The sequence below is a fragment of the Spirillospora sp. NPDC052269 genome (assembly GCF_040679435.1).
Taxonomy (GTDB): Bacteria; Actinomycetota; Actinomycetes; order Streptosporangiales; family Streptosporangiaceae; genus Spirillospora.
Map to the genome: position 1 here is coordinate 306,355 of NZ_JBFAUU010000005.1, position 16,947 is coordinate 323,301.

Genomic DNA, 16,947 nt, shown 5'->3' on the forward strand with positions numbered 1-16,947 from the left:
GCCGAGCGGGGGCCACAGGGGCGGGACGCCCGCACGGAGGTTTTTCGCACGGTCCTCTTCACGGGCTTGGAGGCTCGGTCAGGTCAGGGCTGTGATGGCCAGGCGGGAGGCTTCGGCCAGGAGGGGCTCGGTGGGCGGGGTGCTGTAGCCCTTGCGGTCGGAGAGGACGGCCAGGACGAGCGGGGGCTTGTTCTGGGGTGGGCGGAGGACGGCCACGTCGGTGGCGCGGCCGTAGTCGCCGGTGCCTGTCTTGTGGGCGATCGTCCAGCCTGGTGGGAGGGCGGCGCGGATTCGGTTCGGGGCGGTCATGGCCTTGTCCAGCCAGGCGGTGAGCACGGCTCGCTTGTCGGCGGGCAGGGCGTCGCCGAGGACGAGCCGCTGGAAGTCGGCGGCGATGGCCCTCGGGGTCGTGGTGTCCCTGGGGTCGCCGGGGCCGATCCGGTTCAGTTCGGGTTCGAGGTCGTCCATGCGCGTGACCGGGTCGCCGAGGCGGCGCAGGTAGGCGGTGAGCTGGGCGGGGCCGCCGATGTCCTGGACGAGCTTGTTCCCGGCCGTCCCGTCGCTGAAGCGGATCGCGGCGTCGCAGAGCTCGCGGAGGGTCATGGCGGAGCCGATGCGCTTCTGGGTGACCGGGGAGATCGAGTTCACGTCCGCCGCGTTGATGGGGACGCGCTTCTCCAGGTGGCTCAGCGGATTGCGGTCCAGAATGGCCGCCGCGGCGAGAGCCTTGAAAACCGAGCAGAACGCGAATCGCTCGTCAGGACGATAGGCGATGGTGGCTCCGGTGCCGGTCGCCAGCGCGAACAGGCCGAGGCGGGCCTTGTGCCTCCGCTCCAGGGCGGCGAACTTCGCGGGGTCGAGCGAGGCCGTGGGCGGGGACGTCGGACGTGGCGCCGAGGACGCCGTGCCGGCCGGACGACGCGGATCGCCGCAGCCCGCGAGCGGGAGCAGGGCGGTCGCCGCCAGCAGAGCTCGGCGGGACGTGCCGCGGTGATCCATCAGGCCTGCCTTCTCTCGGGTGAACGCCGAGTAGAGCAGGCCGCGTCAGGTGATGTCCAATATCGATATTGATCGCGGATCGATAGTGAACGCGATATTCATCCAGGTCAGCTGCCGAAGGTCGGATTGTAGATACAGGACGCGGTCTTGTAGCCGCCCGTGGCGCTCGACGATTTGACGACCTTGCCGTCGACGGTGATCCGGCAGTTCACGGTGCCCGACGCCGTGTCGTTCCGGATGTCGACCCGGACGACGTCCAGCCCGCTCAGATCCCGGCGCTCGCGCTTGCGCCAGGGCAGGTGCTCGTGGGTGCTGTAGCTCGTGACGTTGCCGAAGGAGTAGGTGACGTCGGCGTTCTGCAACCCGCCCGCCGCGTCGGCCTCGAGAAGGATGATCGCGTTCTTGGTCTCGTGGTTCTTGTCGACGACCTTGACGACCAGGCCGAACACGATCGCCGCCAGCAGGCCGAGGATGCCGAGGACGAGCCCCGCGATGGCCAGCCCGCGCCCGCCCTGGCCCGTCTTCTTGATGCGGAGCAGCGCCAGCACGCCGAACACGATGGCGATCACGCTGCCCACGCCGCACAGCCACAGGATGCCGAAGATCAGCGAGGTGACCGCGAACCCGCTGATCCCACCCGATCGCGGCCGTTCACCGCCGGGCGGGACGCCCTGCCCGTACGGCCCCGTCGGCCCGGACGGCCCCGATGGCCCTGACGGGCCGGGTTGGCCGGGCGGACCGGGTTGGCCTGGGTGGCCGGGCTGGCCCGGCTGGTCGGACGGCGGGTAGTGCTCGGACATGGGAACCCCCAGCGGCTGGAACCGGGGGGTCATCGAGCTTCATGCCCTCCCACCTGCGAATTCATGCCCCTGCCCGGAAATGTCCTAGGGCGCGGCTAGGGTGGCCGCACCCAACGGGGGGGGGAAGGGGCGCGGCCATGACGGAAGAGGCCAAGAGCGGTGAGCTGGCGGGGCGTGTCCGGGCCGCGCTGGCGGGGCGCGACGACGTCCGCGAGGTGCGGATGTTCGGCGGGCTGGCGTTCATGGTCGCGGAGAGACTGGCGGTCTCCGCACACCCCGACGGCCACCTCCTGGTCCACTGCGCCCCCGACCGGGCGGACGACCTGCTGGTGTGCGAAGGGGCCCACTGGGCCGAGATGCGGGGCAAGCCCATGAGTAAGGGCTGGATCTCGGTGGACGCGGAGGGCGTCGCGTCCGACGAGGCCCTGACCTTGTGGATCACCGAGGCGACGAGGGGAGGGGAGGCCTAGCGATCACACGATCGGACAAAGGCGACCGGACGGAGGCCGCTCAGGTGCGGGCGGGGGTCTTCTCCTCGGAGTCGCCCGGGCGGTGGTCGGGGACGAAGCGGTAGCCGACGTTGCGGACCGTCCCGATGAGGGACTCGTACTCGGCGCCCAGCTTGGCGCGCAGGCGGCGGACGTGGACGTCCACGGTGCGGGTGCCGCCGAAGTAGTCGTAGCCCCAGACCTCCTGGAGGAGCTGGGCGCGGGTGAAGACGCGTCCGGGGTGCTGGGCCAGGTACTTCAGGAGCTCGAACTCCTTGAAGGTGAGGTCGAGGACGCGGCCGCGCAGGCGGGCCGTGTAGGTGGCCTCGTCGATGGTGAGCTCGCCGCTGCGGATCTCGCCCGGGACCTCCTCGGCCTCGGAGACGGCGGCGCGTCCGATCGCGAGGCGCAGGCGGGCCTCCACCTCGGCCGGCCCGGCGTTCTGGAGGAGCACGTCGGAAAGGCCCCACTCGGGGCTGAGCGCGGCGAGGCCGCCCTCGGTGACGACGCCGAGCAGCGGGCAGTCGAGGCCGGTGGTGCGGAGCAGGCGGCACAGGCTCTTGGCCTGGACGAGGTCGCGGCGCGCGTCCACCAGCACGACGTCGGCGGGCGGGGCGTCGATGAGCGCGGACCCCTCGGCCGGCGCGACCCGCACCGAGTGCAGCAGCAGGCCCAGCGCGGGCAGGATCTCGTCGGACGGTTCCAACGCGTTGGTCAGCAGGAGCAAGCTGCTCAAGTGCCGCCTCCTCGCCCTGAAAAGAGGTCGAGACCCGGACGGCTCGCGTGCGAGCCCTGGTCCGTGACCGGGCTCGTCATGCGAGCTCCCTGGCCACGTCGCCCGGATCCCTTCGGCCTCGAGCATATACAACGCGTCCCGGACGGCAACGGTCGGTGCGGTGAGTGCCCGGTTTCTGGCAAGGTGAACCCTATGGCGAAGGGGATGATCCGGTACTGGGCCGCTGCCAAGGCCGCGGCGGGCGCGGCCGAGGAGGCGTACGACGCGACGACCCTCGCCGACGCGCTCGCGGCCGCCGCCGCCCACAGGGACGACGAGTTCGCGCGCGTCGTCGCGCGCAGCTCGTTCCTCATCGACGGCGACCCGGTCGGCTCCCGCCCGCACGAGGACGTCCGGCTCCCCGAGGGCGGCGTCGTCGAGGTCCTCCCGCCCTTCGCCGGAGGGTGACCGAGGTCATCATCCGACGACGCGTCCCGCGCCCCGCCCGATGAGGCGGAGCACCCCGCGACCGGCCGGACGGCGGTGGGCGGCAGATGACGGAGGTCACATGAACTCCGGGGATCACTCCCTGGGGTGACGCGGAGCCCCGCGGCGCCCGAACTACTGTGTGGCGACCACGCCGGTGTTCGCGATCCGAAGGAGAGAGATGCGCAAGTTCCTGCTGGTGGTGCTCGTCCTGCTCGTCGTGGGGCTGGTGGCCGCCGACCGGATCGGGGTGCGGGTCGCGCAGAACGAGATCGGGAAGCAGGTCGCCGCGCAGTACAACCTGTCGCGGCAGCCCGACGTGTCGATCCACGGGATCCCGTTCCTCACCCAGGCGCTCCAGGGCGACTACGACCAGATCGACGTGGGCATCGGCGACTGGACGCAGCAGGGCATCACCGTGCACGACGTCAAGGTCGAGATGCGCGGCGTGAACGCGCCGCTGGACCAGGTCGCGGCCGGGAACGCCGACAACGTGACGGCTCGCACCGCCACGGCGTCCGCGGTGCTGCCGTTCGACGTGATCAAGTCGCGGGCGCCCGAGCAGGTCAAGGCGGTCCGGGCGAAGGGCGGGAACCTCGAGGTCGACATGGCCGGGCAGGTCATGGCGTTCAGCCTGAACGGCACCGCCGAGCTGACGGTCAAGCCGTCCCGGCGGGGCATCGCGATCACGCCGGTCAAGGTCAGCACGAGCGGGATCTCCGTGCCGCTGGACACCGTCCGGGAGCGGCTGACCTGGTACGTCCCGCTCACCGACCTGCCGGTCGGGTCGCGGATCAGCCAGATCCAGGTGACCGACCAGGGGCTGAAGGTCTCGGCGAGCGCCGACAACGTGAAGCTGAGCCGGCTCCAGCAGACCGTCCGCTAGCCGGCGGCGGGCCGGAAGTGGCCCGCCGCGCGGTCTCGCCCACACGGCGGTGAACCGGACGGCTTTCCCGGACGTGTTGTCTATGTGGGTGCCACCGCGGACGAACGACTACTGCGCGCCCTGTACGCCGAGCACGGCGGTCCGCTTCTCGGATACGTCCTGCGGCTGACGGGCGGCGACCGTCCTCAGGCCGAGGACGTCGTACAGGAGACGCTGCTGCGCGCCTGGCGGCATCCCGAGGCGCTGTCCGGACGGCCCGTCCGGCCGTGGCTGTTCACCGTCGCGCGGAACCTGGTGGTGGACGCGCACCGCGCCCGCCGGGCCCGTCCGCCCGAGACCGGGATCGACGAGCAGGTGGTCGCGATGCCCGGCGTGGACGACATCGACCGGGCGCTGGAGTCCTGGACGGTCGCCGAGGCGCTGTCCGACCTGAGCCCCGTCCACAGGGCGGTGCTCGTGGAGACCTACTACCGGGGGCGGTCGGTCACCGAGGCGGCCCGCGCCCTCGGCATCCCGCCCGGGACGGTGAAGTCGCGGACGTACTACGCCCTGCGTGCGCTCCGCCTCGCGTTGGAGGAGCGGGGGCTGGCGCCATGACCGGATGTGGAGAGCTGCGGACCGCGCTGGGCGTCTACGTCCTGGGCGCGATCGACCCGGCCGAGCGGTCCCGGGTGGACGAACATCTGGCGTCCTGCCCCGCGTGCCGGGACGAGCTGGCCGCGCTGGCAGGGCTTCCCGCGCTGCTCGGCCGGGTGGACCCGGCCCAGATCGACGCGGTGTCCGAGCCCGCCCCGGCCGTCTTGGACGGCCTGCTCGCCCGCGCCGCCGCCGAGCGCCGCCGTCCCTGGTACCGGCGCCGTCCGGCGGTCGGCTGGACGCCGATGGCGGTGGCCGCAAGCGTGATCATGGTCGTCGGTTTGGTGCTCGGCGGCGTGGTCGGACACCAGGTCGCGGGCGCCCCGCAGGCCGGTCCCGGGCCGTCCGCCACCAGTGCCGCGCCGGGTGAGACGCGCACCGCGACCGACGGGTCCACACACGTCACGGCCAGTGTCCTCCTGCGTCAGAGCGCCTGGGGGACGCACGCGGAGATCACCGTGGGCGGCGTCCGGCCGGGCTCGAGCTGTCGCTGGTACGTCGTCACGCGGTCCGGCGAACGGGAGTCGCTGGGCAGCTGGTACGTCCCATATGCCGCTGACCATGCGAAATACGGCGCGACGACCATGTACTCGCGCGACCGGATCGCGTCCTTCCAGGTGGACACGCTCGACGGGCGGCATCTGGTGACCATCCCGACCTGACGGCCCCGGAATCCGGGGCGCGGGCCGTATGTTGACGCACGTGATGGGCAGCGGTGCCGCGGTGGCCGCCCTGGTGGCGGCGACCGCGTTCGGACTGGTGCGACGGTGGCGGGACGGGAGGTCGCGGGCGGTGGACGACGGGCGGCTGCGCTCTGACGATCTCGGTTCTGAGCTGGGGGAACGCGCCACGCTGGTGCAGTTCTCCACGGCGTTCTGCGCCCCCTGCCGGACGACCCGCCGGATCCTCTCCGAGGTCGCCGGGATGATCGATGGCGTCGTCCACGTCGAGGTGGACGCGGAGGCGAACCTCGGCCTCGTCCGGCGGCTGGAGATCGTCCGGACGCCGACGGTCCTGGTGCTGGACTCCGGCGGCCGGATCGTGCGGCGGGCGGCCGGCGCGCCCCGCAAGGTGGACGTGATCGCCGCGCTGGGGACCGCCGTGGGCTGATCCGCGGGGGCGTCCCGGCGGAACCGCCGGATGTCCTGGAAATTGATAATCAGGGCTCTGACCTGCGATGAGACGCCTGTCACTGTCTCGAAGGGCGAGACAGGCGTGACATTGACGCGCGCCCCGGTTTAGCATCGGAACGTGCGTTACTGGACAGAGCAGCTGCTCACGAAGCGTCGCGCGGTCGACTTCTGCCGCGTGTCCGCCTCGCTCTGTCGCCTGGTCTGAGGCATCGAGCCGCATCCGATTCCGGTGTTCCGAACACCGCTCGTACGCACGCTTCCCCGGTTCCGGGAGCCCCTGATGCAGGTCGACCCGCGAGGGCAACGGTTCGCCGCCGTCCTCACCCCGGTCGTCCTCGTCGCGGTCCTGGCCACGGGAAGCGGGGCTCTGCTCGCCGTCCAGACCCTGGTCTTCGCCCTCGGCGCACTCCTCGGCCTGCGGTTCGCTCCGTACGGGCTGGTCTTCAGGGCGCTCGTCCAGCCGCACATCACACCCCCGGAAGATCTCGAACCCGGTTCCCCGCCCCGCTTCGCGCAGGGCGTCGGACTGGTGTTCGCGCTGGTGGGGGACGGTTGGATTCGCGTTGGACATCCCCTGGATCGCGCTCGGCGCCACGGCCCTCGCGCTGGCGGCGGCGTTCCTGAACGCGGTGTTCGGGCTCTGCCTCGGCTGCGAGATGTACCCGATGATCCGCCGCCCGCTACCGAATGATCGCTCCGACAGGGAGGTTCCCGCATGAGCCGCTCAGACGTCCTGGTGGACGCAACGTGGGTCGAGGCCAACCTCGACTCCCCCGGCCTCGTCCTGGTCGAGGTGGACGAGGACGTGTCCGCCTACGACAAGGGCCACATCCGCGGCGCCGTGAAGATCGACTGGAAGACGGAGCTGCAGGACCCGGTCCGCCGCGACTTCGTCGACCGGCAGGGCTTCGAGGAGCTGCTGTCCCGCAAGGGCATCGCCAACGGCGACACCGTCATCCTCTACGGCGGCAACAACAACTGGTTCGCCGCCTACGCCTACTGGTACTTCAAGCTGTACGGCCACGGCGACGTCAAGCTCCTCGACGGCGGCCGCAAGAAGTGGGAGCTGGACTCCCGCGAGCTGGTCGTCGACGTCCCGTCCCGTCCGGCCACGCGGTACGAGGCCAAGGAGCAGGACCTGGCGATCCGCGCGTTCCGCGACGAGGTCGTCGACGCGATCGGGGCGAAGAACCTGATCGACGTCCGCTCGCCCGACGAGTTCTCCGGGAAACTGCTCGCCCCGGCGCACCTGCCGCAGGAGCAGGCGCAGCGGGCCGGGCACGTCCCGACGGCGCGCTCGATCCCGTGGTCCAAGGCGGCCGACGACGACGGCACGTTCAAGTCCGACGACGACCTGCGCGCGCTGTACACCGCGGCCGGCGTCGACCTGGGCAAGGCCACCATCGCCTACTGCCGCATCGGCGAGCGCTCGTCCCACACCTGGTTCGCCCTGCACGAGCTGCTCGGCCTGCCGGACGTGAAGAACTACGACGGCTCCTGGACCGAGTACGGCTCGCTGGTCGGCGTGCCGATCGAGCTCGGCGAAGCCAAGTAACCCCGACCCCACCTGGTAAGACACCGTCCGCCGTGCCAGGCGGAGAAGGAGGATTCCGATGACCCAGGGCTGCGCAGCGCCCGCGCAGACGGCGCACCTTCCGGCGACCGTCGACCTTGCCAACGAGGCCGTGATCCAGGGCACCGTCGTCCGCGACGGACAGCCCGTGTCCAGCGCCTACGCCCGCCTGCTCGACTCCACCGGCGAGTTCACCGCCGAGGTCGTGACCGGCGACGAGGGTGTGTTCCGCTTCTTCGCCGCCGACGGCGACTGGACGGTCCGCGTCCTCGCCGCGGGCGGCGTGAGCGTGGACCGCACCGTCTCCGCCCGCACCGGCGAGGTGGCCGCCCTCGAGGTGGCCATCTGACGACCGCGAACGGTCCGTCGCCCGGAACCCCGCCCGGCCCTGTGCCCGGCGGGGTTCCGTCGTTCCGGGCCGATGGCACCGGTGAGCGCGGCGGGACGTCCGATGATTGTCGGTAATGTACGGGTCCAGCCGGACAGCGGCGCCTTCGGGAGGACGAGGAATGCGTGTACCGGGCATGAGGCCGGGAGTGGCCGCCGGAGCCACGGGACTGGCCTTGGCGTCGATGCTGGTGGTGATACCGGCCGCCGACGCCGAGCCGCAGGCCGCGCCCAGTCCGACGCACAAGCCGACACACAAGCCCACGACGAAGCCGAGTACGAAGCCGAGCACGAAACCGTCGGGCAAGCCCTCGGACAAACCGTCCGACAAGCCGTCGGACAAACCGACGCAACCCCCGGCGAAGTGCGACAACCCGCCGGTCGGCGCCCCGGCGTCCGCGATCACCCAGCAGCCCTGGGCGCAGGCGCGACTGGACTTCGAGAAGGTGTGGGCGGCGACCAAGGGCAACGGGATCAAGGTCGCGATCGTGGACAGCGGCATCGAGACCTCGAACCCGCAGCTGCACGGCAAGGTCGTCGCGCGGTACGGCCCGGACGACGGCAGCGTGCGCGACTGCCCCGGGCACGGCACCCCGATCGCCGGGATCATCGGCGCACGGGACATGCGCAACCGGAACGTGCCGTTCTTCGGGGTCGTCCCGGACGTGCAGCTGCTGGACGCCAAGTTCACCTCGTCCGAGTCGTCCGACACCGACAAGAGCCTCGGCGAGGCGATCAAGTGGTCGGTGGACAAGGGCGCGCGCGTGATCAACGTGTCCGCGGACTCCCCGGCGACGCCCTGGCTGAGGGAGGCCGTCAAGTACGCGCAGGCCAAGGACGTCCTGATCGTCGCGGCCGCGGGCAACGCCAAGGACCAGAGCAAGGCCCTGCCCGCATATCCCGCCGACTATCCCGGGGTGCTCTCGGTCGCGGCGGTGGACGCGCAGGGCTCGATCTCGAACTTCTCCAACATCCGGTCCCGCATCGACGTCTCGGCCCCGGGGCAGAACGTCACGTCCATCTTCGGCAAGGGGTACGCGGTCGGCACCCTGAACGGCACCAGTTTCGGGGCGCCCTATGCGGCCGGGGTCGCAGCGCTCGTCCGGGCCCGGCATCCGAGGCTCAGCTACCAGCAGGTGATCAACCGTATGGAGATCACCGCCGAGGGCAGCATCGGCACGGGCAGTGGCTTCGGCATGATCAACCCGCAGCAGGCCGTCACCGGACTCGTCGACCCGAACGCCAAGCCGCAGCAGAAGCAGACGAAGAAGTCCCTGACCGGCGCGGTGAACATCGCCCCCGTCCCGCCGACCGACCACCGCACCCGGAACATCGCGATGGGCGTCGCGGGCGGCTCCATGGGCGTCGCGCTGCTGGTCGCCTTCGGCGGCGCGGTGATCCCCCTCGGCCGCAAGCGCGGCTGGCGCCCCACCAAGGCCCGCATTCCCCAGGAGGTCGCCGAGGACTGACCTCCCCTGGCGATCAAAGCGAGAGGCCCCGCACCGTCCAACGGTGCGGGGCCTCTGCCGTTGGTGCGGTCAGGACTCCCGGGGAGTCGTGGGGTGGAAGGCGGTCTGGATGAGGCGCTTGCCCGCGCGGCGGTCGACGTGGGTGCCGCGGCCCTTGGGGAGGGGCTGGGGGCGGACGTCGAACAGGTTGCCCTCGTCCTTGTTGCCGGACATGATCAGCGCCGGGCTGGCCATGTCCTTCAGGCGCTGCAGGACCGGGTCGAACATGGCGCGGCCGGATCCACCCATCGTGCGGGACAGGATCAGGTGCATGCCGATGTCGCGGGCCTGCGGCAGGAGCTCGGCGAGCCCGGCGAGCGGGTTGCCGGACGGGGTGGCGACCAGGTCGTAGTCGTCCACGATGAGGAACAGCTCCGAGCCGGACCACCAGGACCGGTTGCGCAGCTGCTCCGGCGTCAGGTCGGACGGGGGGAGCCGGTTGACCAGGGCGCCGTTGGTGTCCTTCATCAGGCCCGTCGCGGCCGTGGAGGACGCGGCGTACCCGATGACGTGCTCGCGCTCGGCCGAGTCGAGCAGGGCGCGGCGGTAGTCGAGCATGATGATCCGCGCCTCGGCCGGGGTGTACCGCTCGCAGATCGCGTCGACCAGGACGCGCAGCAGGTTCGACTTGCCGCACTCGTTGTCGCCGAGCATGACGAAGTGCGGGTCGGCCTCGAAGTCGATCAGGACGGGGGACAGGGTGTCCTCGTCGAGCCCGATCGGGACGCGCTTGCCGGTCTCGGTCACCTGCGGCAGCTGGGTCAGCGGCAGCTCGTCCGGCAGCATCCGGACCTGCGGCGCTCCCGGCCGGCCCTGCCAGGCCGCGTTCACCGTGTCGACCAGGTGCTTGACGCCGGTGGACAGGTCGTCTGCGGACGTCCCGCCGTCGACGCGCGGCAGCGCGCCGAGGAAGTGCAGGCCCTCGCGGGTGACACCGCGGCCGGGCCGTCCCTCGGGGACGTTGGCGGCGAGCTTGCGGTCCATCTCCGACTCGTACGGGTCGCCGAGCTTGAGCTCCAGCTTGGTCGCGAACAGGTCCCGGATGGTCATCCGGAACTCCGACCACTTGTTGGTCGCGGCCATGATGTGGATGCCGTAACCGAGGCCGCGCGCGGCGAGGTCGGTGATCGTGGACTCGACGGCCTCGAACTCCGACCGGACGGTCAGCCAGTTGTCCACGACGAGGAACACGTCGCCGAAGCCGTCGCCGGGGATCTGGCCCTCGGCGCGCATCTTGCGGTACGCGGCGATCGACTCGATGCCGCGCTCGGTGAACATCCGCTCGCGGGACTCCAGCAGCCCGGCGACCTCGGCGACGGTCCGGCGGACCCGGTCGGTGTCGAGGCGGGACGCGATGCCGCCGACGTGCGGCAGGTCGGCCAGCGACGCCATCGAGCCACCGCCGAAGTCCAGGATGTAGAACTGGACCTCCTGCGGCGTGTGCATCAGCGACAGGGACGTGATCAGCGTCCGCAGCAGGGTGGACTTGCCGGCCTGCGGCGAGCCCGCGACGCCGACGTGTCCGGCGGCGCCGGCCAGGTCGAGCCACATCGGGTCGCGGCGCTGGTCGAACGGGCGGTCGACGATGCCCGCGAACGCGTGCAGCCGCCCGCGGCCCTCCCAGCCGGCGGTGGTGTAGCCGAACTCGGGGGTGGCCTGCAGGTTCGGCAGGCTGGCGTCCAGCGAGGACGGCTCGTCCAGCGGCGGCAGCCAGATCGGGTGCGGCGGCGGGCCGTGTCCGGCCAGCTGCTTCACGACCGTGTCGAACAGGCTGATCTGCGGGCCCTCGTCCTCCTTCTTGACCTGCTCCTGCTGCGGGTTCTCCAGCATCTGCGGCTGGACGTAGGTCGGGGTGAACGGGACGATCTGCGCGACCTGGCGCGGGCCGCCTTCCTGCTGTTGCTGCGGTGCGTCCTCGCCCGGGGTGTAGGGCCCCGAGACGTAGGCGGCGCGGAACCGGGTCATCGTGTCGGTGCCGACCTTCAGGTAACCGTTGCCGGGTGCCTGCGGCAGTTCGTAGGCGTCGGGGACGCCCAGGACGACGCGGGATTCCATGGCGGAGAAGGTGCGCAGGCCGATGCGGTAGGACAGGTGGGTGTCGAGGCCGCGGAGTTTGCCTTCTTCGAGTCGCTGGGAGGCGAGGAGGAGGTGGACGCCGAGGGATCGTCCGAGTCGTCCGATCATGACGAACAGTTCGGCGAAGTCGGGCTTGGCGGACAGGAGTTCGGAGAACTCGTCCAGGACGACGAACAGGGTGGGCATCGGCTTGAGGGGCGCGCCCTGTTCGCGGGCCTTCTCGTAGTCGCGCAGTGAGGCGTAGTTGCCGGCGGCGCGGAGCCATTCCTGGCGGCGGACCATCTCGCCGTGCAGGGCGTCGTACATGCGGTCGACGAGGGGGAGTTCGTCTTCCAGGTTGGTGATGATGGCCGAGACGTGCTGGAGGCCGTCCATGCCCAGGAAGGTCGCGCCACCCTTGAAGTCGACCAGGACGAAGTTCAGCACCTCCGACGAGTGCGTCATCACCAGGCCGAGGACCAGGGTGCGCAGCAGCTCCGACTTACCGGCACCGGTCGCACCGATGCACAGGCCGTGCGGGCCGAAACCGCCCTGCGCGGCCTCCTTGATGTCCAGTTCGACCGGACGGCCCTCGGCGTCGACGCCGATCGGCACGCGCAGCCGGTTGCGCGGCGCGCGCGGGCGCCAGGCCTGCGCGACGTTCAGCTGCGCGGCGTCCCCGCTGTTCAGGAGCTTCGTCAGCGTCATCGCCTGGGACAGCGCGTCCAGCTCGGCGCCGCCCGCGGCCGCCGACGCGCGCAGCGGCGCGAGCTGCCGGGCCAGGCCGTCCGCCTGGACGTAGCTGAACTCGTCCGGACGGCCGAGCAGCGTCGGGACGTCCTTGCCGGTGCGGTCGCGGCGCAGCATCGCCATCTTGTCCGGCGCGACGCGCAGCCGCAGCATCGTGTTGTCCGCGGTGTGCGTGACGTGCCCGGTGATGTCGATGACGCAGACGCCCTCGATGCCGTCCGCGCCGATCTGCGAGTCAGGGGTGACCGCGCCGCCGTCCACGATGACCACGTGGTACGGCAGGTCGTTCTGGGACAGGCCGGGCGTGAACCGCGGCCGGTCCTTCACCTCGAAGGCGAGCATCGCCTCGAGCTCGGTCAGCGTGTTCGCCATCAGCCGGACGGGGCCCGCCGCGTCCGTCACCTGCGGGTGCATCGAGTGCGGCAACCACTTGACGAAGTCCCAGTGCGGCATGGCCTGCGGCGCCGCGCACACGCTGACCCGCACGTCGTCGGGGGAGTGGAACGCGCACAGCTGGGCGATCAGCGCCCGCACCATGCCGCGCACCGCCTCGATGTCGCCCGCCGGGAGGATCCGCGAGAACGACGGCAGCGACACCGCGACCGGCAGGTTCGGCACGGTCGAGTGCGCCCGGACGAACCGGCGCAGCGCGCCCGCCGTCATGGGCTCCAGGTCCTCGATCGGCTTGGTCTCCGGCGGGATCAGCTGGACGGCCAGCTTCTGCGGGCCGGCGCCGATCCGGACGTTGCCGAAGTCGGGGTCGGTGGGGCGGCGCTCCCAGATCCGGGCGCTCATCACCAGCGACCACAGCGAGCCGGGCGCCGGGCTGTTCCACTCCAGCGACTCGCGCTGCTGGTCGGCGGCCCGCCGGACCTTGCGGCGCGCCTGCGACAGGTAGCGGAAGTAGTCGCGGCGCGCGCCGTTCAGCTTGAACTTGCGCTCGCCGGAGCCCCGGGTCAGCTGGCCGATCAGCATGCCGAGCATTGCCAGGCCCATGCCGCCGGAGCTGATCGCCGCCATCGGGCCGCGGTTGTTGCCGCCGAGGAGCATCAGCCCCATCATCAGCGGCATCACCGCCATCGGCATGAAGGTGAGCACCGCCTGCATGCCGCCGCTCTGCTGTTCGGGCAGTTCGGGCGGTGACTCCAGCAGCAGCTCGCCCTTGGGTGCCGGGGGCGGCTGCCTGCGTTCCTTGCGTCGGACGAGGGTCGTGCTCACCTGGGAGTTCCTCCACGGATGCGCCGGTGGCGGCAGGCTCGGGTCGGGACGGATCGGGGACGGGCTCAGAGCCGGGCGCGGTTCCGGCGCGACTCTGATGCGGTCCGGGGGAGTTCGGTTCCGGCGGGGGGCGATCTCGGTATCTGGTCGGCCCCGAGGGTGTTACGTGTGAGCCTCGGGGTGACTGTCGGTCAGTGGTTGATTTAGCGTATTGGGACCCAACATCCTAGGCTTCGCGTTCGATCCGACGATCCGGAGGACGGGAGCCCAGTGAATTCCCCCGCCACAACCGAACTGTGCAGGGTGACGATCGTCGCGCCACGAAGGCGGATCGACGTCTCGTTGCCGGCGGACGTGCCCCTGGCGCACATGCTGCCCACCCTGCTGCGCGCGGCCGGGGAGAACCTGGCGGACGCCGGGCTCGCCCACTCCGGCTGGGTGCTGCAGCGCCTCGACGAAGGCGCGTTCGACGCCGCCCGGACGCTGAGCAACCTCGGCGTCCGCGACGGCGAGATCCTGTATTTCCGCCCCCGCATGGCGCAGCTCCCGGAGATGTCGTTCGACGACGTCGCCGACGTCATCGCGGAGGGCATGAAGGAACGTTCCGACCGCTGGAGGCCCGCGTCCACACGGCGCTTCGGCCTCGGCGCGGCGGCCGCCGCCCTGCTGGTCGGCGCGTTCGTCATCGCGATGTCCGGGCCGCCGTGGATCGCGCCCGCCGCCGCGGCGGGCCTGATCGCGGTGGTCACCGTGGTGGCGGCGGCCGCGCTGTCGCGCGCGTTCGCCGACTCCGGGGCCGGGATGATCCTCGGCTACGCGGCCCTGCCGCACGCGTTCCTGGCGGGCCTGCTCGCGCCGGCCCGCTCGCACTCCACGCTGCTCGACCTCGGCGCGCCCCACATGCTCGCCGGGTTCGGGGTGATGGCGCTGGTCTCGGTCATCGCGATGTTCGCGGTCGCGGACGGCCTGGCGATGTTCCTCGGCGTCACGGTCGCCGCCATCGCGGCGGCGATCGCGTCCGGCGTCGAGCTCGCCGTCGGGGGGCTGCCCGCCGCGGGCCTGGCCGCCTGCGCCGCCGTGGTCGTGATGATGCTCACACCGGCCGTCCCGTCGCTGGCGTTCAAGCTGGCGCGGATGCCGCTGCCGCCCGTCCCGGCCAGCGCGGAGGACCTGCGCCGCGACATCGAGACCGTGGACGGCCGCCAGGTGCTCGCCCGCACCGGCATCGCGGACAAGTTCGCGACCGGCCTGATCGCGGGCGTCGCGCTCTCGGCGATCGGCGGGATGCTCTTCCTGGCCACCTCGTCCGGCTGGGCGCCCGCCGCGACCATCGGCGCGATGTCGGTGTCGCTGCTGCTCCGCAGCCGGGTGTTCCGCGGCGTCACGCAGCGGTCCTGGATGCTGGTCGCGGGCTTCACCGGCCTCGGCCTGCTGGAGATCGGCACCGCCTGGCGCGGCGACTCGCAGCTCCTCATGCTCGCCACCGGGCTGCTGCCCCTGCTGATCGTGGTCGGCATCGTGGTCGGCGTCTCGATCTGGCTGCCGAACCACCGGCCGTCCCCGTTCTGGGGCCGTGCCGGCGACATCTTCGACATCTTCGTGGTGATCTCGCTGATCCCGCTGGCCCTGGCCTCGCTGGACCTCTACGGCCGCATCCGCGGCCTGGCGGGGTGACGCGGCGATGCAGAACCGCCGCGACCTCTACCAGGCCCACCGGCTGATGACCCAGCGGGTCGGGCTCGCGCTGCTGCAGGGCGAGCCCGACATCGCCGAGTCCCCGATGCGCCGGCACGCGGTCGGCGCGTTCGCCGGCGTCATGGTCGCGCTGCTGGTCGCCGCCGTCTTCGGTATCTGGGGCATCCTCGCCCCCGGCGGCGCGAAGGGCCTCGACCAGCCCGGCAAGCTGATCATCGAGAAGGAGACCGGGACCAAGTACATCTACGACGCGAACACGCGCCAGATGTTCCCGGTCGCGAACTTCGCCTCGGCGATGCTCGCGCTCAACCAGGACAAGGTCGACCGGCGCACGGTCTCCCGCAAGTCGCTGGCGCACTTCGCGCGCGGCCCGATGATCGGGATTCCCGGCGCGCCCGACTCGCTGCCCGACACCAAGCAGCTCATCCGCGGTCCGTGGTCGGTGTGCGTCCGCGAGGCCGCGGGCAGCAACGGCGTCCGCCGCCAGTTCACCGCGCTCGCCGCCGGGAAGGACGTCGGCGGCCGGCGGCTCGCCGACACCGAGGCGGCCGTGGTGAAGTCCAGCGGACAGGCGTGGGTGATCTGGAAGGACCACCGGATGCAGCTGACCGTCCCGCCTGGGCAGGTCACGGCCATCACCGGTGGTCCGGACGCGGTCGAGGTGCCGCCCGCGTGGCTGAACGCGATGCCCTCCGCGGGCAACTTCGGCGCGCCCGACGTCCCGAACCGCGGTTCGGGGTCGAACCGGGGCCCCGGCGGACGCGCCGCGCGGGTCGGCCAGGTCTTCAAGGCCGACACCGGCGGCGACCGTCCGCTCTGGTACGTCCTGATGAACGACGGCCTCGCGCAGATCAGCGAGACGCAGGCCCAGCTGCTGCTGCGCTCCCCGGAGACGGTGCGGGCCTACGCGGGCCAGAGCGTCGCGCCGATCGCGGTGGACGCCGCGTCCGCGCAGCAGGTCCTCGGCTCGGAGAAGCTGATGGACAACAACCTGCCGCCGACGCTGCCGAAGTTCGCCAACTGGGACACCTCCGCGCCGCTGTGCGCGGTGTTCCCGACGGGGTCGTCCGTCGCGCAGCTGACGATGGGCGGGTCGCTCCCGCCGCCGTCCGCGGCGACGCTGGGCGCGGGTTCGGCCGGCTCGGCGAACTCCGTGGACCAGGTCGTCCTGCCGCCGGGCGGGGCGGCGCTGATGAGCCTGGTGCCCGGCGGCGGTGACTCGGGTGGCGGGCAGGCGTCCGGCTCGGGCTCGCTGTCGCTGGTGAACGACCAGGGCATCCGGTTCGCGCTGCCGTCGGCGGACGTGGCGAAGAAGCTCGGCTACGACGCGGGCAAGGCCGCCCCGGTGCCGTCCTCGGTGATCCACCTGATTCCGTCCGGCCCGGCCCTGGACCCGGCCAAGGCCCGCAACCCCATCCCGACGGCGGGCGGTTGACCCGGTAGCTGAAGAGTTCCTCAACGACGGCCGCCGCCTCAGGTTCCTCTGAGGCGGCGGCCGTCCGCATACGGCCACTCCCGCCGCACGTCTTCACTTCGTCCGGCAGGGCCCTGATCTTTGGTTTTGGGGTTGTTTTGGCGAGCGGGAGGTTAATGTGACGTGAATCACGTGAGTCGGGAT

General features: G+C 71.6%; 17 protein-coding genes and 1 pseudogene. 14 read left to right on the forward strand and 4 right to left on the reverse strand.

Annotated elements, in window-relative coordinates; genetic code table 11:
• Nucleotides 1–78 precede the first annotated feature (78 nt).
• The gene (bla, locus tag AB0L06_RS12875; protein WP_500231129.1) at nt 79–999 is read right to left on the reverse strand and encodes a class A beta-lactamase; all 921 of its coding nucleotides are present in this window, start codon (nt 997–999) and stop codon (nt 79–81) included.
• 107 nt (nt 1,000–1,106) lie between these two features.
• Entirely contained in the window at nt 1,107–1,799 is a 693-nt protein-coding gene (locus tag AB0L06_RS12880) for a DUF4190 domain-containing protein (RefSeq protein ID WP_500231130.1), read from the reverse strand.
• Nucleotides 1,800–1,936: 137 nt separating this feature from the next.
• On the opposite strand from AB0L06_RS12880, the gene AB0L06_RS12885 reads away from it, so the two are divergent.
• On the forward strand, nt 1,937–2,269 hold the full coding sequence (locus AB0L06_RS12885) for a TfoX/Sxy family protein (RefSeq protein WP_500231131.1): 333 nt from the start codon (nt 1,937–1,939) through the stop codon (nt 2,267–2,269).
• A 40-nt stretch (nt 2,270–2,309) separates the two neighbouring features.
• Here AB0L06_RS12885 and AB0L06_RS12890 read toward each other — a convergent pair whose 3' ends face one another.
• Nucleotides 2,310–3,023: a winged helix-turn-helix transcriptional regulator gene (locus AB0L06_RS12890; protein WP_500231132.1), complete on the reverse strand. Its 714-nt coding sequence runs from the start codon at nt 3,021–3,023 to the stop codon at nt 2,310–2,312.
• 192 nt (nt 3,024–3,215) lie between these two features.
• On the opposite strand from AB0L06_RS12890, the gene AB0L06_RS12895 reads away from it, so the two are divergent.
• The 11 genes and pseudogenes from AB0L06_RS12895 (at nt 3,216) to AB0L06_RS12945 (ending at nt 9,572) form a co-directional block, all read left to right on the forward strand.
• Nucleotides 3,216–3,470 carry a MoaD/ThiS family protein gene (locus tag AB0L06_RS12895; RefSeq protein ID WP_500231133.1) on the forward strand — a complete coding sequence of 85 codons (255 nt, stop codon included), beginning with the start codon at nt 3,216–3,218 and terminating at the stop codon, nt 3,468–3,470.
• Between the two features lie 199 nt (nt 3,471–3,669).
• Nucleotides 3,670–4,374: an LmeA family phospholipid-binding protein gene (locus tag AB0L06_RS12900; RefSeq protein WP_500231134.1), complete on the forward strand. Its 705-nt coding sequence runs from the start codon at nt 3,670–3,672 to the stop codon at nt 4,372–4,374.
• 84 nt (nt 4,375–4,458) lie between these two features.
• Complete coding sequence (locus tag AB0L06_RS12905; protein WP_500231135.1) at nt 4,459–4,971, forward strand: sigma-70 family RNA polymerase sigma factor; 513 nt, start codon at nt 4,459–4,461, stop codon at nt 4,969–4,971.
• Nucleotides 4,968–5,672, forward strand: coding sequence for a zf-HC2 domain-containing protein (locus AB0L06_RS12910; protein WP_500231136.1), 705 nt, complete (start codon nt 4,968–4,970; stop codon nt 5,670–5,672). Before AB0L06_RS12905 ends, AB0L06_RS12910 begins: the two co-directional genes overlap by 4 nt.
• 40 nt (nt 5,673–5,712) lie before the next feature.
• Nucleotides 5,713–6,120: a thioredoxin family protein gene (locus AB0L06_RS12915; protein WP_500231137.1), complete on the forward strand. Its 408-nt coding sequence runs from the start codon at nt 5,713–5,715 to the stop codon at nt 6,118–6,120.
• 141 nt (nt 6,121–6,261) lie between these two features.
• Entirely contained in the window at nt 6,262–6,348 is an 87-nt protein-coding gene (locus AB0L06_RS12920; RefSeq protein WP_407920867.1) for a putative leader peptide, read from the forward strand.
• 75 nt (nt 6,349–6,423) lie between these two features.
• Nucleotides 6,424–6,627: pseudogene (locus AB0L06_RS12925) on the forward strand (DUF4395 family protein); the annotation flags it as partial.
• Between the two features lie 79 nt (nt 6,628–6,706).
• Nucleotides 6,707–6,862 (forward strand): DUF4395 family protein, encoded by a 156-nt coding sequence (locus tag AB0L06_RS12930; protein ID WP_500231138.1) that lies wholly within the window; start codon nt 6,707–6,709, stop codon nt 6,860–6,862.
• Entirely contained in the window at nt 6,859–7,698 is an 840-nt protein-coding gene (locus AB0L06_RS12935; RefSeq protein WP_500231139.1) for a sulfurtransferase, read from the forward strand. The genes AB0L06_RS12930 and AB0L06_RS12935 overlap by 4 nt, the downstream gene beginning before the upstream one ends.
• 58 nt (nt 7,699–7,756) lie before the next feature.
• Complete coding sequence (locus tag AB0L06_RS12940; RefSeq protein ID WP_500231140.1) at nt 7,757–8,065, forward strand: DUF1416 domain-containing protein; 309 nt, start codon at nt 7,757–7,759, stop codon at nt 8,063–8,065.
• 175 nt (nt 8,066–8,240) lie between these two features.
• Nucleotides 8,241–9,572: a S8 family peptidase gene (locus AB0L06_RS12945; RefSeq protein ID WP_500231141.1), complete on the forward strand. Its 1,332-nt coding sequence runs from the start codon at nt 8,241–8,243 to the stop codon at nt 9,570–9,572.
• Nucleotides 9,573–9,641: 69 nt separating this feature from the next.
• Here AB0L06_RS12945 and eccCa read toward each other — a convergent pair whose 3' ends face one another.
• On the reverse strand, nt 9,642–13,634 hold the full coding sequence (gene eccCa, locus AB0L06_RS12950) for a type VII secretion protein EccCa (protein ID WP_500231142.1): 3,993 nt from the start codon (nt 13,632–13,634) through the stop codon (nt 9,642–9,644).
• Between the two features lie 303 nt (nt 13,635–13,937).
• On the opposite strand from eccCa, the gene eccD reads away from it, so the two are divergent.
• Nucleotides 13,938–15,308: a type VII secretion integral membrane protein EccD gene (gene eccD, locus AB0L06_RS12955; RefSeq protein ID WP_500231143.1), complete on the forward strand. Its 1,371-nt coding sequence runs from the start codon at nt 13,938–13,940 to the stop codon at nt 15,306–15,308.
• A gap of 7 nt (nt 15,309–15,315) precedes the next feature.
• Nucleotides 15,316–16,764, forward strand: a complete 1,449-nt coding sequence (gene eccB, locus AB0L06_RS12960; protein WP_500231144.1) for a type VII secretion protein EccB — start codon at nt 15,316–15,318, stop codon at nt 16,762–16,764.
• Nucleotides 16,765–16,947: the final 183 nt, after the last annotated feature.